Below are 18,901 nucleotides of genomic sequence, written 5' to 3' on the forward strand. Positions count from 1 at the left end.
CGGTCCGGACACACTCCGGACCGCGGCCCTTCCGTATGACCCGGGGAAGGCAACCCGATATTCCGGGCGACCTCTCCGCTCTCTCCGCGACCTCGCCGACCCGATTCGGCGCCCTCTTTCTGTTTCCACTTTCTGCGCCGATTCTGCCGCCTGCAACTTCCCCTTCCCGAACCGTATCGTCCCTATATTTTCGGCATGCGACGACGGAGTTTGACGATACTGCTGACCGGTACCGCATCGGATTCCCACACCTGGAATCTGGTCTACCTCCGGCTCTTCCTGGAGGAGCGCGGCCACCGGGTGAGGTGCCTGGGGCCCTGTGTCCCCGACGAACTGCTGGTGGCGGCGTGCACGGAGTCGGCGCCCGAGCTGGTCGTCATCAGCAGCGTCAACGGTCACGGCTACCGCGACGGGCTCTCCGCCGTCCGGTCCCTGCGCTCCGCCGGGCTGGGCCTGCCGGTCGTCGTCGGCGGCAAGCTCGGTGTCGCGGGACGGACCGATCCGGCCCAGCGGGCCCTGCTGCTGGAGGCGGGCTGCGACGCGGTCTTCGACGACGGGGACGTCGAGGCGCTGCGGGTGTTCGCGGCGGATCTGGCCTCGGCCGTCCGGCCGCCCGTACCGGCGCTTCCCCGGATCGTGGTTCCCCGGGCCGTGGCATGAGACCCGGCGGCACGGTCCTCATCGCCCCGGACGACCTCCGGGACGGCGGCACGGACCCTCGGGGCCCGGATTCGTTCGGCGGGTTCGTCGCCCGGGCCGCCCGGGCCGGCCGGCTCGTGGTCCAGCCCCGGATGGGGTTCTCCGACCCCGCCCGGATGCGGACGGGGCTGGCCGCGACCCGGTCCGCCGCCGCGGTCACCGTCGGCACGCTCACCATCGACAGCTACACCCGGGTCGGCGATCACGCCGCGGCCCGTACCGCCGTCGCCGAAGGCGCCCGGCTCAACGGCTATCCCATCACCGCCCACTCCGCCGAGCGGACCCGGGCCGTACTCGACGGAATCGCGGGTCCGGCATTCCCGGTGCAGGTGCGGCACGGTTCGTCCCGGCCCGCGGCCATCGTCCGGGCGCTGGCCGCGGCCGGTCTGCACGCGACGGAGGGCGGCCCCGTCTCGTACTGCCTGCCCTACGGGCGCACCCCGCTCGCGGAATCGGTGGAGAACTGGGCACGGGCCTGTGAACTCCTCGCCGAACTGGTGCCCGCCCCGGCGCTGCCGCATCTGGAGAGCTTCGGCGGCTGCATGCTCGGCCAGCTCTGCCCGCCCGGTCTGCTGGTGGCGCTCAGTCTGCTGGAGGCCCTGTTCTTCACCCGGCACGGCATCCGCAGCGTGTCCCTCAGCTTCGCCCAGCAGACGGACCCCGCGCAGGACGCCGAAGCCGTCCGGGCGCTGCACCGGCTGGCCGCGGAGTTCCTGCCGCCGGACACCGACCGGCACGTGGTCCTCTACACCTATATGGGGGTGTATCCGCGGACCGAACGCGGCGCGACCCTGCTGCTGGAGGCGTCCGCACGGCTCGCGGTGGAGGCGGGTGCCCAGCGGCTGATCGTGAAGACGGCCGCGGAGGCGCACCGGATTCCGACGGTACGGGAGAACCTGCGGGCGCTGGAGACCGCGGCCGTCGCCGCGGACCTCGCCGCACGCGCCCGGCCCCGGGCGCCGATCGTCCCGGACCCCGCCGAGGACGGGGGCGGCGACAACGCCGTCTACCACGAGGCACGGGCCTTCGTGGAGGCCGTCCTCGACCTCGGCGACGACCTCGGGCGGGCGCTGCGGACCGCCTTCGCCCGGGGCGTGCTGGATGTGCCGTTCTGCCTGCACCCCGACAACGCGGGCCGCAGCCGCAGTTTCCTGGACTCCGCCGGGCGGCTGCGCTGGGCGGAGACCGGCGGTATGCCGATACCGCCCGACACGGCGCCGGACGGCGCCCCTACCCCGCTGACCTCCGACGGGCTGCTGGCCGCGCTGTACTCCGTCGCGACCCGTTACGACACCCCGGCACCGGGCGGCCGGATCCTCTCCGCCGCCCCCTCGCCTTCCTGAACCCCCACCCGATCGTCTGGAGTCGACCGTCATGGAACCCGCCCGCGTATCCGTCCCCGTCCTTCCGCTCCTCGGTGACCATCTGGCGTCGCCGCGGCTGCGGTCCGCGATGCTCGTCCAGCAGGAGGCGCTGTACGCGGCGCGGGAGTTCCTGCGCGGCGAGGGCTTCACCGAACTGCTGCCCCCGCTGATCGGCCCGGTCACCGACCCCGGCGGCCGGGGCGCCAAGGCCCTCGACGTCGACTACTACGGGCAGACGTACAAGCTGATGACCAGCGCGATCCTCTACAAGCAGGCGTCGCTGCAGGGCTTCCCGCGGCTGTTCTACATCGCCCCGAACATCCGGGTGGAGCCGCCGGAGACCGCCGGAACGGGCCGCCATCTGGTGGAGTTCCACCAGATCGACGTGGAGATCGCGGGCGCGAGCCGCGAGGACGCGCAGGCGGTCGCCGCCGGTCTGCTGACCCGGGTGGTGGAGCACGTCTGGACGACCGTTCCCGACATTCTGCGGGAACTCGGCCGCGACGAGGCCGACTTCGCCGAACTGCGGGCCGGGAAGTTCGACCGCTGCACCCACGAGGAGGCGGTGTCCCGGCTGGCGGCCCTCGGCCATGTGCAGAGCCCGGACGCCGAGATCGACTGGGAGGCGGAGCGGATCCTGTCGCTGGACGCCGGACAGCCGTTCTTCGTCGACGACTATCCGAAGGGCTCCCGCGGCTTCTACGACCGGGAGGACCCCGAACGCCCCGGTGTGCTGCGGAACTTCGACCTCATCGCGCACGGCGGCTACGGCGAACTGGTCAGCGGCAGCGAGCGCGAGGCCGACTACGCGACGATCGTCACCCGGATGCGGGAGAGCGGCGAGAACCCGGCGAAGTACGCCTGGTACCTGGACGTGGCGCGCCGCGGCCTCTCCCCCAGCGCGGGCTTCGGGATGGGACTCCAGCGGCTGGTCCGCTTCCTGACCGGGCTGGACGCCCTGTGGCAGGTCAGCGCCTATCCGAAGCTGCCGGGGGTGATCACGCCGTGAGTACGGGCACGGTGACGGCGGCCGGCTTTCCCGAGGAGGCGGTACGGGCCCGGGCCCGGCACGGCGCCGCGGAGGTCTTCCCGCCGTCCGGGGAGTACGGGACGGGCCTGTTCGGCGCCGGGGCCGCGGGCGGACCGGGTGCTCCGGCCCCGGAATCCGGCGGGACCCCGGCGGCGGTCGCGCCCTGGGGCGGCGGGCCGCCGGATGCGCTGGACGCCCTGCGTCCCGCGCCGCCGGTGTTCATGCCGCGGCGGCTGGAGAAGCTCATCGCACTGGGCCGGGAGCCCGGCCACGACGACGTCGAACTGCACTCCGGGATCGGCGGTTTCGACGCCGCGCTGCCGGTGTACCTCTCGGCATTCGGGTCGACCCGCGCGGGCAGCGGCGATCTCGCGGTGGCGGCGGCCCGCCAGGCGGGACGGCTCGGGATCCCCATGGTCGTCGGGGAGAACACCGTGCCCGTCCACGGCTACCGCTCGGTGCTCCTCGCCCGGATCGAAGCCTATGCGGAAGCGGTGGGCGACGGCCCCGGCGGCGTGGTGGTGCAGCAGTCCACCGAGGACGCCGACTCGGAGGTGTGGAACCTCCTCTACAGCGACCCGGCGGTACGGGAGCTGAGGGACTCGGGCCGCCTCGGCTTCGAGCTCAAGACCGGTCAGGGCGCCAAACCCGGTCTCGGCGGGATGACCGTGGTCGGCGCGGCGGAAGCCGAACGGCTCTCCGCTGCGGGGCTGTTCACGCTCGGCGCGGAGCTGGGCCCGGACGGTTCCCGGCTGCGCTGTGCCACCCCCGGAACGTTCACCGAGGAGATCCTCCGCCAGCAGCTCCGCTTCATGCGGAACAACTTCCCGCTCGCCCGGGTCTGGGTGAAGTTCCACCCGGGCCGCGATATCGGCACGGCGGCGGCGACGGCCTGGGCCGCCGGGGCGGACGCGGTCACCGTCGACGGCGCCGAGGGCGGTACGGGCTGGGCGCCCCGGGTCTTCCTGGACGGCGTGGGGCTGCCGCTGGCCGACTGCCTCGGCCTGGTCGACCGCCCCGAGGGGGCGAGCCTGCTGGCCTCCGGCCGGATGTGGGAAGGCGGCCGGGCGGTCCGGGCCCTGGCGCTCGGCGCCACGGCCGTCGGTCTGGGCCGGGCCGCGCTGCTGGCCGTGGACGAGGACCGGGAGCACGGTCTGGAACGGCTGGTGGAGGCCCTCGCCCTGGAGTTGAGGCTGCTCCTCCACGCCTTGGGCCAGTACCGGCCCGGGGACCTGACCCGGGCGGACCTGTGGCCGCCACCGCCGGGGGCGGGCCGGCCCGTGCCCGCCGGGGCGGCGGGGGGTGGGCGGCCGTGATCCCGCCGGGGCACGATCCGGGCGCCGGGTCCGGGGGCACGGGACCGTCACGGACTCCGTCGCCGGTGGACGGCTCCGCCCGGGGCGGCGGACCGGCCGGTCCTGGGCGGAGATCCGCGGAGGACATCACGGTACGGCGACCTCCGCCCGGCCGCACCCGCGGGCCCGCGCGGAGGGACGGTTCGGCTTCCGGCAGCCGCGGGACGCGGCCCCGATCGGCCGGGCAGCGCCGGACCGTGCGGGCCCGGTTCCTGCCCGATGCCTCGCTGCCCGTGCTGACCGTGGTGCCGAAGACCCCGGCCGCCACGGCCCGGGCCGCCGGACGGGCCGCCGCGCGGCGGCTCGCCCGCACCGGACGGGCCCATGTCGGCGGCCTTCTGGAGCTGCGGGTGCTCGGCGCGCCCGCCGGTCCCGCGGCGCCCGCCGGGGCCGCCGAGCGGGCCGCCGTCCGGGCCGTCACCGCCGCCTTTCCCCCCTCAGCCACGAACCGGAGGACCGCCCCATGACCGTGACCGAGACGGACCCGCCCGCGGAGTCCGCCGCAGTGCCCTGGGGCCGGGTCGGCGCGCTCGTCGGCGGCCAGGCCGCGGTGCAGCTCGGCAGCTTCGCCCTGCTGATCGCGATGAACTGGACGGCCGTACAGCTCGGCGGCGCCGGGGCGGTCACCCTGCTGATGCTGGCCGCGACCGTGCCGCGGGCCCTGATGCTCGTCTTCGGCGGGGCGCTGGCCGATGCGCTGGGGCCCCGGTTCGTGCTGCTGCGGACGACCACCGCGCGGGCGGCGCTGCTCGCGTTCGGCGCGGTGGTCACCGCCACCACCCAGCAGTTGTGGCCGCTGGTGGCGATCGCCCTGCTGGAAGGCGTCCTGCTGGGAATGGCGGGACCGGCGTCCGGGACACTGCTGCCCCGGTTCGCCCGCGGCGACCAGCTGGCCCGCGCCAATTCGGCGTATGCGACGGTGCTCCGGGTCGCCCCGGTGCTCGGCGCGCCCGCCGGGGCCTGGCTGATCACCATCGGCGACCTGTGGGTGGCCATGCTGGTGGCCGCCGCGACCGGACTGGTCTGGCTGGGCTGTCTGCTGTTCATCACCCGGGGCTTCACCCGGCCCGCCCGGCAGGCGGGCGGCCGGTCGCTGCTGCGGCGCTCCGGCGACGGCTTCCGGCTGTTGGCCCGGTACCCCCGGCTGCGCTGGATGTTCGTCGCATCCCTCGGTCTGGACATGGCGTTCAGCTGGCCGGTCGAGGTGGCCCTGCCGCTGCTCGTCCATGAACGGGGGTGGGGCGTCGGGGCGGTGGCCATGGTGCTCGCGGCGTTCAGCCTCGGCGCGCTGGCCTCCAGCGCGCTGGGGGCGGCCTTCGCGCACCGCATTCCGGTGTTCTTCCGGCTGGTGGTGACCGGTGCGGGCCTCGCGGCCGGCATCACGTTGATGGCGCTGATGGGCTCGCCCGGGTCGCTGACTGCGGTGGCCGCGGGTGTCGGCCTGATGTCGGGTTTCAACGGCCCGGCGATTGTGACGCTGTATCAGGAGGCGGCACCGGAGGGCCGGATGGGGGCGGCGATGTCGACCCTCGCCCTCGCCGGCATCGGTGCCGCGCCGCTGTCGATCGCCCTGTTCAGCTCGTTGTCGCTGGTGCTCGGGGTGGAGCGGACCTGGCTGCTGTGCGGGGCGGTCGCGGCCGTGTCCCCGGTCGCCGCGATCCTCGCCCTGCGGGCCCGTACCCCGGCGGAGCCGGATGCGGCACCGGCGGACGGGCACGGCGCCGGGACCCCCGAGCCTTCACCTTCCACGAAGACCTCCACGAAGACCTTCACCACGGCCTCCGCTCCCGACCGACGCGCTACGCCCACGGGCGCCGCCGTCCCTGCTCTGCGCACGGAACCCCTCGTCGCCCCCGGCGCGACCGCCGCGGACGGAAACGGCGCCGGGGCTCCTCCGGTAAGGACCCCGGCGGGTACGGCCGCGGCAGCGCCCGGCGCCGGAAGCGGTACGGGATCCGCCGGCCAACGGCCCTCGGCGAGCGGCTCCGCCGGGGCCGAGCCGGGGCCCGCGCCCGGACACCTCACCGTCACCGCCCTGCCCGGGGACCCGTGCGGAACCGGCGATCCGGCGGACGGGAGCGGCCCCGGGGCGAGCCCGTCGCACGCGTCCGGCGAGCCCGTTCCGCTCCGTACCTGACCGTCCCTCCCGCTCCGCGCCCCGCGGGGCGGGAGGCCCCATGCGAACAGGAGGCACCCCATGGCAGCGCTGACCACCGGAAGGCTGCTGGTCCCCCGCCGGCTCTCCGCCGCCGGACCCGGCACCCCGGCCGCACCCGCCGCGACCGGGCCGGGGCTGTGGCTGGTGGACACCACCGAGTACCGGGCGTACGCCGCCGGGCAGGCCCCCGGCACCCTCGACGCCCTAGAGCTGGCCCGCGCCGCGGAGTTCGTGCGCGCGGCCGACCGGGACGGCTATGTCTGCGCCCATGTGGCGCTGCGCCGGCTGCTGGGCGCCTATCTGGGCATCCGCGCCCGTGACGTGGTCGTGGAGCGTGCTCCGTGCGCGCACTGCGACGAACCGCACGGCAGGCCCGTCGTACCCGGCGGGACCCTGCACTTCTCCCTGTCGCACTGCGACGGGCTGAGTCTGCTCGCCTTCGCGGTGACGCCCGTGGGGGTGGACGTGGAGCCGGTGCCCGACGCCGCGGCGGTCGCCGAGAGCGTCGACGTACTGCATCCGCGGGAGGCCGTGGAGCTGGCCGCGCTGCCCGCCGGGGAACGCCCCGCGGCGTTCACCCGGGTGTGGACCCGCAAGGAGGCCTATCTCAAGGGGACGGGCGTGGGGCTGGCCGCCGACCCGTCCATGGACTATGTGGGCGCCGGTCCGGTGCCCGCCTCGCCGCCGGGGTGGACCCTGGACGACGTCCTCGCCCCGGAGGGCCACCACGCCGCCCTCGCCCTGGCGGATCCACCGGACGACCGCTGACCCCGGAGCGACCGGTTCCGGCCGGTGCCGGTCGCAGTTCTGTGCTGCTGTGACCGGTTCCCGGCGGCTCCCGCTGCTGTTCCTCGATGTCGACGGGCCCCTGATCCCCTTCGGGGAAGGGGCGCGGTATCCGCCGGCCGCGACGCGTCCCGATCCGGGTGGGGGCTCCGCGAATCCGCTTCTGAGCAGGGTCGATCCCCGGCACGGCGCGGCCCTGGCCGCGCTTCCGTGCGAGCTGGTTTGGGCGACGACGTGGATGGAGGACGCCAACGAGTGCATCGCTCCGCTGCTCGGTCTCCCCCAACTGCCCTTGGTGGTCCGGCCGGAGCCCTCCGAGGCCGAGGAGCGGGACGAGCGCGATGGACTGCACTGGAAGACCCGTATGCTCGTCGAACGGGCGGCGGGGAGGCCGTTCGCCCGGGTCGACGACGAAATGACCGGCCGGGACCGGGCCTGGGTCGCCGCCCGCCATCCGGGACCGGCCCTGCTCCACCGGGTGGATGCCCGGGTGGGCCTCTCCGACGGCGATTTCGAGGCTCTCGGCTCGTGGCTGCGGCAGCCGTTCGGAGACGGGGAGTGATCAGCCGTACGCAAACGGCCGGTGTGCCCGGGGAGAGTTCCCCGGGCACACCGGCCGTTCTCGGACATCCGGTCGCCGACGGGGCCCGAGCCCGCCGCCCGGCGGCTCAGGCCGCGGTGTTCAGCCCGCGCCGCCCGAGCCCGCGCCGCCCGGCGACGGTCCGTCCGGGGACTGCGCGATCCACTCGTCGAGCTGTTCGAGCGTGGTCGCCGGATCCGCGACCAGCGTGGTGAGGGTGTCCTCCTGGAGGACCGCCGTGGCCACGGCCGGGCAGCGGTGGCAGGCGGACACCCCGGTCTGCTGCCACCACTGGCACCGGCTGCGGAGATGACACCGTGGGACCGACCGGGCCTCACCGGCCGCCGGGAGCACCCCGACCCGCTCCACCAGCGTGCAGTCGTTGCCCCGCCGGTGGACGCATGCGGACACGCAGTGCGAGGCGAACCTCAGCACCCGGGTCGGTTCGATGCCCTCCGGTACGGCTCCGAGCACCTCGGCGGCCGGCATCGGCCGCTCCAGGTAGACGACCTTGCCGTCCTCGCCGGAGCGGACGCCCAGCACCTGCGATTCGGGCCGGTCGGGGCGTCCGCTCGGACACCAGGTGACCGGGGTCTCCACGGGGCCCGCCGCCGGGCCGGACTGCTCGGCTGCGGTCCGCGCCGCTCCCACGGTGTCCATGGTCAGGCCCCGGTCACTTCGGGGGCGTACTGGCCGGCCGGGCAGCAGGTGATCTCGCCGGACTGGGCGCTCTCCAGCTCGACGGCCTTCGCCAGGTGGAAGTGGAACTGCTCGGCGGAGGCAATCCGTTCACCGGCGGGGGCGGCGGTCGCCGGGGCGGTGGCTCCGATGGCCATCCCCGCGGCGAACACCACCGCCGCGCCGCCTGCTGCCAATCGGTTCTTCTTCATGGGCACTCCCGGAACGTAGGGCGCAGCCACGGCCGTTCCGGAGCTGTCCGCCCGGCACGACGGTAGGGCCGCGCCGGGCGTTCGAGCGGCAGTCCCGGCGGCAGTTGGCCACGGCCCGGCGCGCAGCGCTCACGCCTCCGTGGACGGTTCCCTGAACCGGGCCGCCAGTTCGCTGCGGGACCGGATGCCGAACTTGGCGTAGACGTTCGTGAGGTGGTACTGGACGGTCTTGACCGAGATGAACAGCTCCAGCGCCGTCTGCTGGTTGGTGGCCCCGGCGGCGACGAGCCCGGCCACGGCCCGTTCCTGCGGGGTGAGCCGGGCCATGCCCGGGGTGAGACGGGCGGTGTGGACGCCGCCCGCCTGGAGTTCCCGCTCGCAGCGCTCCACATAGGCGCGGGCGCCGAGGGCGGCGTAGGCGTCCCGGGCGTTCTTCAGTACGGTGTCGGCCTCGCGGCGCTTCCCGGCCCGGCGCAGGGTCTGGCCGTAGGCGAAGCCGATCCGGGCGCGGTCGTACGGCAGCGGGAGCCGGTTGAGGTGCGCGAGGGAGCGGTCGAACTCCTCACGGGCGCCGTCGATATCGCCCCGGGCGGCGGTCAGCCGACCGCGGGCGAGCCCGAGCCGGGCCAGGGCCGAGCGGCGGCCGCGCCGGGCGGCCCGCTGTTCGTGGGGGGCGAGGAAGGCGTCGGCATCGTCCAGGCGGCCGGTGAGGACGAGGGCGTTGGCGTAGACGTCGGCCCAGGGCCAGAAGCCGGGTTCGTCGACGCTGTCCCGGGCGGGGAGGCGGACCACCGGTGTCAGTGCCTCGACGACGCGTTCGTAGTCGCCGCGGGCCTCCGCCGCATGGGCGCGGGCCAGACAGGCGGGGACCAGCATGACTTCATAGTGGTGGCCGTCGGCGGCGGCTTCGGCCGCATGCCGGTCGGCGGCCTCCCGGTCGCCGCGCAGGGCGTGGATCTGGGCGGCGGTCCAGTGGACCAGCGGGCGGACCGGTTCGATACCGGAGTCCGCGAGCCGGACGGCGGCCCGCTGGGCGGTCTCCAGCGCCTCCGGCCAGGCGCCGAGGGCGAACTGGGTACGGGCCAGCCAGCCCTGGGCCCACAGGGATATTCGGGTGGAGCCCATGCGGTAGCCGGTGGGTACGGCCGCCTCCAGCCGGCGGCGGGCGTCCTCGGGTGCGTCGAGGGCGAGGTCCACCCAGCCCCGGCCGAGGTGGAAGCGCTGGGGCTGGGCGCCGCCGGGCGGCAGTGCGGCGGCGGCCGCGTCGTAGGCGGCGAGCGCCTCGTCGGGACGTCCGGCGGCGGCGAGTCCGAGGCCGAGTACGGCCTGCGATTCGACGGCGGACGGATCGTCGGGGTCGGCGAGTTCGATCGCGCGACGGGCCCAGGTCACCAGTTCGGGGCCGTCCCAGCGGCCGAGGGCGTGCAGCACCCGGCGCTGGCAGATCCGGGCCATCAGATCGCGGTGGCGCTCGGGGTCGCAGCGCCGCCAGGCCTGGGTGAGGAAGGCGTCCGCTTCGGCCGGGCGTCCGCGCATGATGGCGAGGTAGCCGAGGACGGCGCCGCGCCGGGTGTCGGCGGGGAAGCTCTCCAGTTCGGCGGCGAAGGCGGTGGCGCGCGGTACGTCCCCGGCGCCGATCATGGCGTCGACGGCGCGCAGCAGCCGGTCTTCGCGTTCGGCGCGGCCGGGGCTCAGCCGGGCGGCGTGCACGAGGGTGTCGGCGACCTCGGACCAGGCGCCCGCGGACGCGCGTCCGGTGGCGTGCCGGTCGAGTTCCTCGGCGAGGGCGGCGTCGGTCGTGGTGGTGGCGGCGGTGCGGTGGAGCAGTCCGCGGCCCGGGTCGTCGGTGAGGCGGGCGGCGCGGGCGTGGAGTTCGGCCCGGCGGGTGAGTCCGAGGCCGGTGCGGACGGCGGCGCGGATCAGGGGGTGGGCGAAGGTGAGCAGGGCGCGCCCGGGGTCGACGGCGGCGGTCAGCAGTCCCGCGGCGCGGGCTTCGTCGACGGCGGGCAGCGGGTCGCCGGGTCCGGCGAGGGCGGCGGCTTCGGCGAGGGGGGCGTCGTCGCCGAGGACGGCGCAGGCCTCCACGAGGGCGCGGGTGGCCGGGGCGCAGTGGGCGAGGCGGCGGCGGACGGCGGCGGTGTAGCGCGCGGGGGCGGGGAGTTCGCCGCGGGGGTCCTGCCAGCTATCGGGGGGCAGTTCGCGCAGGAGGCGGCCTGCGTGGCGGGGGTTGCCGCGGGTGTGGCGGCCGAGGCGGCGGGCGGTGGGCAGGTCGAGCGCGATCCCGGCCCTCTCGCGGGCCAGGGCGCGCAGTTCCTGCGGGGTGAGCGGGCCGGGGCGGACGGTGTGTTCGCGGAAGTGGTCGAGGAGTTCCAGGGCGGTGAGGACGGCCGGGGGCGGTCCTGCGGGCGGCTCGGGGCTCTCGTACGGTTCGTACCCGCCGTACAGCTCGCGGGGGTCGTCCCGGGCGACGAGGACGACGAGGAGCCGTTCGGTGGTGGTGCGGCGCAGCGCCGAGCCGATGGCGCGGAGGCTCTCGGGGTCGGCCCAGTGGGCGTCGTCGACGACCACGGTGAGGGGTTCCCGTTCCGCCCGGCCGGTCCACTGCCGGTGGAGGAGGTGTGCGGCGCCGAGGACGTCGCGGGGTGCTTCCGGTGCGGGCGCCAGGCCGTTGCCGGGGGTGCGCAGGAGCTGCTGGACGACTCCGAAGGGCAGTTCCGTCTCCCAGGAGACGCCGCGGACGCGCAGTACGGCGCCGGGCGGTTCCTGGTCGGCGGCCGTGTGGCGGGTGCGCAGGGCGTGCTCGACGAGGGTGGTCTTGCCGATCCCGGCCGGGCCCTCGACGAGGACCGCGGTCGGGCCCCCGGCGCGGGCGGCCCGGATCGCGCGGGCCAGTGCGGCGAGCTCGGCTGCCCGCCCGATCGGGCTCCCGTACGCCTCGGAAGGGTCGTTCATGAGCGGACGCTAGCACCGGCCCTGCCGGGGGCCTCCCGGCGGGAGCGGGGAAAAGCCGCAGGCGGGGGCGGGCCCGGGAGGGGGCGGTCCCGCGCCGCCGGGCTGCCCGGCCCGGTCCGGCGTGCGGGGTCCGACGGAGTCCGGGGACGGGGCCGTGTCCGGAGGGTCCCGCCTGGCCCGCGCCGCCCGGCACGCACACTCTCCCCCTGTGCTCTTCGGGCACGGGGGTGCCCCACCAGCCGCAGGGCTGGGTAGGCCGCAGGCCCCGCCCTTCGGGCGGACGGCGCTACTCTCCGGACACGGCCTAGGAGGGCCACGCTCTCGCGTACCCGGCCTACCGGCCCCGGTGCCATGGCCCGGCCTGCCCGGGACGGCGACGGGCATGGCGCCCGGTCGGCGCCTCGGGCGGCAGGGGGCAGGCGCCGCTCTGTGCGTCGACGGGCCCCGGACGGGGCGGGGGTACGGGACGGCCCCGCGCGGGGGCGGTACGGGACGAGCGCGCCGTCCCCGCCCGGCCGGGGACGGCGCCCTGCGGCCCGGCTGCGGCGCGAGCGCGGCGACGACCCGGGTCCGCCACCGCCGCTCCGACCGCCGGTACGGGGCACGGGCCGCGCCCGCACCGCACTGTCCCGGAACGGACCCCGGCCGAAGCGGCCGGCCCCGGCGCGGGGCGGGGCGGACCGGACCCGCACTGTCCCGGAACGGACCCCCGCCGACGCGGCCGGCCCCGGCGCGGGGCGGGGCGGCGGCGCGGGCCCGGCCCGGGCGGGGGCGGACCGGACCCGCACGGCGCCGGGCCCCGTTGCCCCCTTCGCCGCCGCGGCAGCGGACCGTCAGCCCTGGTCGCCGCCGCCGACCGGGAGGACCGTGCCGGTGATGTAGGACGCCTCGTCGGAGGCGAGGAAGCAGATGGCCGCCGCCTGCTCCGCCACCGTGCCGTACCGCTTCAGCAGGGTGGAGTCCACCGTCTGGTCGACGATCCGCCGGTACCACTCCCGTTCCCGTTCGTCGCGGGGCGCCGGGCCGCGGGCCACCCGGCGGGGCGGTGCGTCGGTGCCGCCCGCCGCGGCGGCGACGATCCTGATCCCGTACGGCGCGGCCTCCATCGCCAGGGACGCGGTGAGCGCGTTGACGCCGCCCTTCGCCGCCGAGTACGGGATGCGGTGGATGCCGCGGGTGGCGATGGAGGAGACGTTGACGACCGTGCCGGAGCGCCGGGCGATCAGATGGGGCAGCACGGCCCGGGTGGTCCAGAGCGTGGTGAAGAGGGAGCGCCGGATCTCGGCTTCGATCTCGTCGGGCGCGTAGTGCTCATAGGGCTTGGCCAGGATGGTGCCGCCGACGTTGTTGACGAGGACGTCGATCCGGCCGTCCAGCTTCTCCAGCGCCCCGGCGATCGCCGTCTCGGCCCCCTCGTAGGTCTCCAGATCGGCGAGGACGGCCGCGGCCCCGCATCCGGCGGCCGCCTCCCGGACGGTCGCGGCCCTGTCGACGAGGACGACGTCGGCGGATTCGGCGGCGAGCCTGCGGGCGACCTCCAGGCCGATGCCCTGTGCGGCACCGGTGACGACGGCCTTCCGGCCCGCGAAGCGTCCGGGGTGAACTGTCATGCCGCGGCCGCCTTGTCGCGTACGGCGGCGGGCGTGAACTTCTCGTAGTGGAAGCCCGCCGGGGTCGTGCCCAGGGCCGCGATGTGCCCGCGTACGGCCTCCACCATGGCGGGCGGTCCGCAGAGGTAGACGTCGGTGTCACCGCCGTGGAGGGTGCCGGTGTCCATCAGACCGGTGACATAGCCCTTGGTGCGGGCCGTGCTCGCGGGGTCGGCGACGCAGTGGTCGAAGGTGAAGGAGGGGATGGTGTCGGCGTAGTGCTCCAGGGTGTCGAGATGGACGAGGTCCACGTCGGTGGTGACGCCGTAGAGCAGCCTCACCGGCTGTGCGACGGGGCCCTGGGCGAGGTGGTCGAGCATCGACAGCAGGGGGGCGAGTCCGGTGCCGCCCGCCAGGAGCAGGGCGGGGCGGTCGAGCCTGCGGAGGTAGAAACCGCCGAGGGGGCCGGTGAACTCCAGCCGGTCGCCGGGGCGGGCGCGTCCGGTGAGATAGCCGGACATCGCGCCGCCGGGCACGATCCGTACCAGGAAGGACACCTGCCGGCGGGAGGGTGCCGAGCTGAAGGAGTACGAGCGGGTCTCGCCGGTGCCGGGGACGGCGATGTTCACGTACTGGCCGGGCAGGAAGTCCAGGGCCTGCCGGTCGTCGACGTCGAGCACGATCTCGGTGGTGGTGGCCGAGAGGTGTTCGACGGCGGCGACGGTCGCGGTGTGGGCGGCGGGCCCGGTCTTCGCGGCGGCGGACGTCGACGGGACCCGCAGGACGAGGTCGCTCTCCGGCACCATCCGGCAGGGCAGGCAGTAGCCGAGGGCGGCCTCGTCCTCGGTCAGCGCCTCGTCGATGTAGTCGCCGCCGTCGTACGTCCCGGCGTCGCAGCGGGACTTGCAGGTGCCGCAGGCGCCGTCGCGGCAGTCCAGCGGGATGTTGATCCGGGCCTTGTACGAGGCTTCGGCGACCGTTTCACCGGGCCGGCACTCCACGAAGCGGGTGATGCCGTCCTCGAAGTTCAGGGCGACCTGGAAGGACATGTTGGGGCTCATTTCCGACGGTTCCGGGCGGGGCGGGGCCGGTTCAGACGTGGTGGACTCGGCGCGGGGGCCGGTTCAGACGTGGTAGACGTCGACGACGTGGTGCACGTAGTCGTTCTTCAGGACGACCTTCTTCCGCAGGATCAGCGGCTCGGCGCCGGAGAGGTCGAGCGTGAGGAAGGTGGTGCCGAAGTAGGTGTCGGTGGTCTGGTAGCGGTAGTAGAGGGTGAACCAGTTGAACCGGACCTCGGCCGTGGCGCCGTCGCGGGCGGTGATCTCGACGTCGGTGATGTTGTGGCCGGTGCGGGGTTCGGGCAGGCTCGTGGCGCTGGAGCGGTCGGTGCGGATGCGGAAGACGCGGTCTTCGAGCCCGGCCCGGTTCGGGTAGTAGACCAGGGAGATCTCCCGCTGCGGATCGGTGGTCAGCGTGTCGTCGTCGGCCCAGGCGGGCATCCAGAACTCGGCCTCGGGGTGGTAGCACTCCAGCCACCGCTCGAACTCGCGGTCGTCGAGGTACCGGGCCTCGCGGTAGAGGAACTGCCGGATCCGCTCCAGGGTGAGCACCGTCTCGACGGTGATCTCCGGACTCCCCGCCACCGCCCCCGGTGCGGCGGTGCTGTTCGTGTCCGCCGTTGTCGTCACTTCGCCGCCTCCGCGTCCAGGGCCCGGCTCAGGGTGGAGCGCCAGTAGCCGTGCTGTACGGGGTAGAGCCCCTCGTCCTCGACCCGCACCCCGCTGGCGAGCGGATTGATGCCGATCTTCCGGGCGTCCTCGTCCGGCCCTTCGATCTGGTGCAGCGCACCGCGGCTGAGGTCGTTCCAGGGCGCCGACCCGGCGAGATACGTCTTCTGGCAGGAGCGGAACTCTTCGAGATCGTCCGGCGTGGCCATGCCCGTCGCGTTGAAGAAGTCCTCGTACTGGCGGATGCGCCGGGCCCGGTCCTCCGCGGGTTCGCCCTTGGGGGCGATGCAGTAGATGGTGACCTCGGTCCGGTCCACGGAGATCGGCCGGAAGTGCCGGATCTGCGAGCTGAACTGGTCCATCAGATACACGTTGGGGTAGAGGCAGAGATTGCGGGAGACGCCGATCATCCACTCGGCCTTCTCCGGGCCGAAGGACTGGGCGAGTTCGTCGCGCCGCTCGTACAGCGGCCGGTTGGCGGGGTCGAGCCACTTGGTCCAGAGCAGCAGATGGCCGTGGTCGAAGGAGTAGAAGCCGCCCTTCTGCTTCGACCAGCCGCCGGCGTCCATGGTCTTCGTCTCGTTCCTGGACTCCCCGGAGGTACGGCGGGCCTGGGTGGCCGCGTAGTTCCAGTGGGTGGCGGAGACGTGGTAGCCGTCGGCGCCGTTCTCGGCCTGGAGCTTCCAGTTGCCGTCGAAGTGGTACGTCGACGAGCCGCGGAGCACCTCCAGTCCTTCGGGTGACTGGTCGACGACCATGTCGATGACGACGGCCGCGTCCCCGAGGTGCTCCCGCAGGGGTTTGACGTCCGGGTTGAGGCTGCCGAAGAGGAAGCCGCGGTAGCTCTCGAAGCGGGCGACCCGGGTCAGGTCGTGCGAGCCGTCGGTGTTGAACTGCTCGGGATAGCCGGCGCCCCGGGGGTCCTTGACCTTCAGCAGCCTGCCGTTGTTGCTGAACGTCCAGCCGTGGAAGGGGCAGGTGAAGGTGGTGCGGTTGTCGGTCTTGCGCCGGCAGAGCATCGCGCCCCGGTGACTGCACGCGTTGATGAGGCAGTGCAGTTCGCCCTGCTTGTCGCGGGAGATCACCACCGGCTGGCGGCCGATGTAGGTGGTGAAGTAGTCGCCGATCCCGGGAATCTGGCTTTCGTGCGCGAGATAGACCCAGTTCCCTTCGAAGATATGCGCCATCTCCAGCTCGAAGATTTCCTCGTCGGTGAAGATGCTCCGCCGCACCCGGTAGACGCCGGTGTCCGGGTCCTCCTGGAGGGCGTCTTCGAGGAGGGTGCGCGCTCGGCTGCGGTCCTCGGTCATGGCCGCCCCTTTCGCCTCTGGGCAGGGCCGCCTCTGCGGCGGCCGCGTTGCCGTTGCTTTTCAGCACGATGACAGCGGGGTGAAGTTCCGGGCCCCGGGCATTCCCCCAGGGTTGACCCAGGGGGGTATTGATATCGCCCGCGTCTCAATAGCCTGCGGATACATATTTGCCGGACCCCGGACGGGCTTCCTACGCTGATGACCTGTCGAGGGCCCCGAAGCCGGGAAGACCCGGACGACCGGGAAGCCGGACGACCGGACGACCCGGAAATCCGGGAGCCGGAAATCCGGAAGCCGGTCGCCGGAAGCCGGTCGCCGGAAACTCCGGGCAACCGGACGAGAAGAAGGCAGCCCTCGATGGAATTGAGAACTCTTCGCTATTTTGCAGCCGTCGCCGGGACCTGTCATTTCGGCAGGGCCGCGGAGAAGCTCCATATGGCGCAGCCACCACTGTCGCAGGCGATCCGCAGGCTGGAGGCGGAGCTGGGCGTCGAGCTGTTCACCCGTACCACCCGGCAGGTCGCACTGACCGGCGCCGGGGAGGTCTTCCGTACCGATGTGGAACGCATCCTCGGGGCCGTCGACGAGGCGGTCACCCGGGTCGGGCGGTTCGCGTCCGGGGTGGAGGGGGTGCTGCGGCTCGGTCTGACCGGCTCCGCCTCGTACCGGCAACTGCCCGCGCTGGCACGGCTGTTGAAACGCACGATGCCGCATGTGGTGACGGAGGTGCACACCGATATGCTCACGGCCGCCCAGGAGACGGCGCTGCTGGAACGCCGCCTCGACCTCGGGGTGCTGCGCCCGCCGCTGCGCCGGGAGGGCATCGCCCACCGGGCGCTGGCGGACGAGCCGCTGCTCGTCGCCGTCCCCGGGGAGCACTGGCTCGCCGGGTCCGGCCGGATCCGCGTCGGACAGCTGCGCCACGAGGATTTCATCGTCTACGGGGCCGGTCTCGGGTCCGTCGTCGGGGACGCCGTCGTCCGGGCCTGCCGGGACGCCGGTTTCGTCCCGCACCGCGCCTACGAGGTCACCGAGACCTCGGCCGCGCTGGCGCTGGTCGCCGCGGGGCTGGGGGTGGCCGTACTGCCGGACTCGGTGCGCTCCGCGCCCCTCGAGGGCGTGCGGTACGAGGAGATCGAGGACGCGCCGTCCGTACCGCTGGCCCTGGCCTGGCGGGCGGACGACACCTCGCCCCTGCTGCGGAACGTGCTGGGGGCGCTGGAGCGGAACGGTGTCTTTCCCCAGTCCGCCGACCCGGCCGCCGGGCCCGGTGCCGTACCGCCGTCCCTAGCGCCATCCGTAGCGCCCACGGGCCCGTCCGGCCGGACCCCGCCCCACCCCGAAGGAGACCTGTGAAGATCACGGCGGTGGAGGCCGTTCCCTTCGCCATTCCCTATACGAAGCCGCTGGCGTTCGCGAGTGGCGAAGTGCGCACCGCCGACCACGTCCTGGTGCGGATCCACACCGACGACGGGCTGACCGGGACCGCCGAGGCCCCGCCCCGTCCCTATACCTACGGCGAGACCCAGGAGTCCATCGTCGCGGTGATCGGCAAGGTGTTCGCCCCGCAGCTGCTGGGCCTCACCGCGCTGGACCGCGAGGCCGTCCACGCCGTACTGGAGCGGACCGTCGGCAATCCGACCGCCAAGGCCGCGCTGGACATGGCGCTGTGGGACATCCTCGGCCAGGCCGCCGGGATGCCGGTGTCCGGGCTGCTCGGCGGCTATACGGACCGGATGCGGGTCGGCCATATGGTCGGCTTCGCACCCGCCGCCGAGATGGTCGCGGAGGCCGAGCGGATCCGGGACACGTACGGCATCACCACCTTCAAGGTGAAGGTCGGGCGGGTGCCCTACGCCCAGGACGTGGCCGCCTGCCGGGCACTGCGCGAGGCCCTCGGCCCCGGTGTCGAGCTGTACATCGACGGCAACCGCGGCTGGACGGCTTCGGACGCGGCGCGCGTCCTCGCGGAGACGGCCGATCTCGGGCTGCTCTTCGCGGAGGAGCTGTGCCCCGCCGACGACGTACTGGGCCGCCGCCGGCTGGTCGCCGGCAGTCCGCTGCCGTTCATCGCCGACGAGAGCGCCACCCGCCCGGCGGAGGTGACCCGTGAGCTGCTGGGCGGCTCCGCCACGGCGATCAGCATCAAAACGGCGCGGACCGGGTTCACCGGCTCGCAGCGGGTGCTGCACCTCTGCGAGGGCCTGGGCACCGAGGTGGTGATGGGCAATCAGATCGACGGCCAGATCGGCACCCTGTGCTCGGTGGCCTTCGGTGCCGCCCACCGCTCCTCGTCCCGCTACGCGGGCGAACTCTCCAACTTCCTCGACATGGCCGACGACCTCCTCGCCGAGCCGCTCACCATCGAGTCCGGCACGCTGCACGTCCGCGAGGGCGCCGGGCTCGGCATCGACATCGACCCCGGGAAGCTGGCCCGCTACCGGCAGGACCGCTGACG

The 18,901-nt window shown here is 74.3% G+C and carries 17 protein-coding genes; 10 read left to right on the forward strand and 7 right to left on the reverse strand.

The genetic code is table 11. The features are described 5' to 3' along the window. Nucleotides 1-210 precede the first annotated feature (210 nt). The 8 genes from B7R87_RS02685 to B7R87_RS02720 all read left to right on the forward strand — a co-directional run bounded on the left by B7R87_RS02685 (nt 211) and on the right by B7R87_RS02720 (nt 7,954). Entirely contained in the window at nt 211-660 is a 450-nt protein-coding gene (locus B7R87_RS02685) for a cobalamin B12-binding domain-containing protein (protein ID WP_006350626.1), read from the forward strand. Then, nucleotides 657-2,042, forward strand: coding sequence for a methylaspartate mutase (locus B7R87_RS02690; protein WP_006350625.1), 1,386 nt, complete (start codon nt 657-659; stop codon nt 2,040-2,042). Before B7R87_RS02685 ends, B7R87_RS02690 begins: the two co-directional genes overlap by 4 nt. A 31-nt stretch (nt 2,043-2,073) precedes the next feature. Beyond that, entirely contained in the window at nt 2,074-3,072 is a 999-nt protein-coding gene (locus B7R87_RS02695; RefSeq protein ID WP_006350624.1) for an asparagine synthetase A, read from the forward strand. Beyond that, nucleotides 3,069-4,409, forward strand: coding sequence for a glutamate synthase-related protein (locus B7R87_RS02700; RefSeq protein WP_130585322.1), 1,341 nt, complete (start codon nt 3,069-3,071; stop codon nt 4,407-4,409). The genes B7R87_RS02695 and B7R87_RS02700 overlap by 4 nt, the downstream gene beginning before the upstream one ends. Before the next feature lie 236 nt (nt 4,410-4,645). Beyond that, nucleotides 4,646-4,915 carry a hypothetical protein gene (locus B7R87_RS02705; RefSeq protein WP_130585323.1) on the forward strand — a complete coding sequence of 90 codons (270 nt, stop codon included), beginning with the start codon at nt 4,646-4,648 and terminating at the stop codon, nt 4,913-4,915. Then, on the forward strand, nt 4,912-6,585 hold the full coding sequence (locus B7R87_RS02710) for an MFS transporter (protein ID WP_157997764.1): 1,674 nt from the start codon (nt 4,912-4,914) through the stop codon (nt 6,583-6,585). Before B7R87_RS02705 ends, B7R87_RS02710 begins: the two co-directional genes overlap by 4 nt. 60 nt (nt 6,586-6,645) lie before the next feature. Next, entirely contained in the window at nt 6,646-7,374 is a 729-nt protein-coding gene (locus B7R87_RS02715) for a 4'-phosphopantetheinyl transferase family protein (protein WP_006350622.1), read from the forward strand. Nucleotides 7,375-7,423: 49 nt separating this feature from the next. Continuing rightward, nucleotides 7,424-7,954, forward strand: coding sequence for an HAD domain-containing protein (locus B7R87_RS02720; protein WP_006350621.1), 531 nt, complete (start codon nt 7,424-7,426; stop codon nt 7,952-7,954). 120 nt (nt 7,955-8,074) lie between these two features. Here B7R87_RS02720 and B7R87_RS02725 read toward each other — a convergent pair whose 3' ends face one another. From B7R87_RS02725 to benA, 7 genes are all read right to left on the reverse strand, one after another. Further along, nucleotides 8,075-8,632 (reverse strand): hypothetical protein, encoded by a 558-nt coding sequence (locus tag B7R87_RS02725; protein ID WP_006350620.1) that lies wholly within the window; start codon nt 8,630-8,632, stop codon nt 8,075-8,077. A gap of 2 nt (nt 8,633-8,634) precedes the next feature. Further along, the gene (locus B7R87_RS02730) at nt 8,635-8,862 is read right to left on the reverse strand and encodes a hypothetical protein (RefSeq protein ID WP_130585324.1); all 228 of its coding nucleotides are present in this window, start codon (nt 8,860-8,862) and stop codon (nt 8,635-8,637) included. 129 nt (nt 8,863-8,991) lie between these two features. Next, the gene (locus tag B7R87_RS02735) at nt 8,992-11,814 is read right to left on the reverse strand and encodes a helix-turn-helix transcriptional regulator (RefSeq protein ID WP_130585325.1); all 2,823 of its coding nucleotides are present in this window, start codon (nt 11,812-11,814) and stop codon (nt 8,992-8,994) included. Nucleotides 11,815-12,647: 833 nt separating this feature from the next. Next, on the reverse strand, nt 12,648-13,424 hold the full coding sequence (benD, locus tag B7R87_RS02740) for a benzoate diol dehydrogenase BenD (RefSeq protein WP_006350617.1): 777 nt from the start codon (nt 13,422-13,424) through the stop codon (nt 12,648-12,650). Further along, nucleotides 13,421-14,452, reverse strand: coding sequence for a benzoate 1,2-dioxygenase electron transfer component BenC (gene benC / locus B7R87_RS02745; protein WP_006350616.1), 1,032 nt, complete (start codon nt 14,450-14,452; stop codon nt 13,421-13,423). Before benC ends, benD begins: the two co-directional genes overlap by 4 nt. 75 nt (nt 14,453-14,527) lie before the next feature. Continuing rightward, nucleotides 14,528-15,094 carry a benzoate 1,2-dioxygenase small subunit gene (gene benB / locus B7R87_RS02750; protein ID WP_006350615.1) on the reverse strand — a complete coding sequence of 189 codons (567 nt, stop codon included), beginning with the start codon at nt 15,092-15,094 and terminating at the stop codon, nt 14,528-14,530. After that, complete coding sequence (gene benA, locus B7R87_RS02755; protein ID WP_006350614.1) at nt 15,091-16,443, reverse strand: benzoate 1,2-dioxygenase large subunit; 1,353 nt, start codon at nt 16,441-16,443, stop codon at nt 15,091-15,093. The genes benB and benA overlap by 4 nt, the downstream gene beginning before the upstream one ends. A gap of 357 nt (nt 16,444-16,800) precedes the next feature. On the opposite strand from benA, the gene B7R87_RS02760 reads away from it, so the two are divergent. After that, complete coding sequence (locus B7R87_RS02760; protein ID WP_078902444.1) at nt 16,801-17,799, forward strand: LysR substrate-binding domain-containing protein; 999 nt, start codon at nt 16,801-16,803, stop codon at nt 17,797-17,799. Further along, nucleotides 17,796-18,899, forward strand: coding sequence for a mandelate racemase/muconate lactonizing enzyme family protein (locus B7R87_RS02765; protein WP_006350612.1), 1,104 nt, complete (start codon nt 17,796-17,798; stop codon nt 18,897-18,899). The genes B7R87_RS02760 and B7R87_RS02765 overlap by 4 nt, the downstream gene beginning before the upstream one ends. Nucleotides 18,900-18,901: the final 2 nt, after the last annotated feature.

The sequence above is a fragment of the Streptomyces tsukubensis genome, assembly GCF_003932715.1.
Classification (GTDB): domain Bacteria; phylum Actinomycetota; class Actinomycetes; order Streptomycetales; family Streptomycetaceae; genus Streptomyces; species Streptomyces tsukubensis.

Excerpts from the sequence above, each read along its gene's own strand:
- B7R87_RS02725 (WP_006350620.1), bottom strand. The coding sequence starts at position 8,632 with ATGGACACCGTGGGAGCGGCGCGGACCGCAGCCGAGCAGTCCGGCCCG.
- B7R87_RS02690 (WP_006350625.1), top strand. The coding sequence starts at position 657 with ATGAGACCCGGCGGCACGGTCCTCATCGCCCCGGACGACCTCCGGGAC.
- B7R87_RS02695 (WP_006350624.1), top strand. The coding sequence starts at position 2,074 with ATGGAACCCGCCCGCGTATCCGTCCCCGTCCTTCCGCTCCTCGGTGAC.
- B7R87_RS02760 (WP_078902444.1), top strand. The coding sequence starts at position 16,801 with ATGGAATTGAGAACTCTTCGCTATTTTGCAGCCGTCGCCGGGACCTGT.
- benD (WP_006350617.1), bottom strand. The coding sequence starts at position 13,424 with ATGACAGTTCACCCCGGACGCTTCGCGGGCCGGAAGGCCGTCGTCACC.
- B7R87_RS02715 (WP_006350622.1), top strand. The coding sequence starts at position 6,646 with ATGGCAGCGCTGACCACCGGAAGGCTGCTGGTCCCCCGCCGGCTCTCC.
- benA (WP_006350614.1), bottom strand. The coding sequence starts at position 16,443 with ATGACCGAGGACCGCAGCCGAGCGCGCACCCTCCTCGAAGACGCCCTC.
- benC (WP_006350616.1), bottom strand. The coding sequence starts at position 14,452 with ATGTCCTTCCAGGTCGCCCTGAACTTCGAGGACGGCATCACCCGCTTC.
- B7R87_RS02735 (WP_130585325.1), bottom strand. The coding sequence starts at position 11,814 with ATGAACGACCCTTCCGAGGCGTACGGGAGCCCGATCGGGCGGGCAGCC.
- B7R87_RS02710 (WP_157997764.1), top strand. The coding sequence starts at position 4,912 with ATGACCGTGACCGAGACGGACCCGCCCGCGGAGTCCGCCGCAGTGCCC.
- B7R87_RS02730 (WP_130585324.1), bottom strand. The coding sequence starts at position 8,862 with ATGAAGAAGAACCGATTGGCAGCAGGCGGCGCGGCGGTGGTGTTCGCC.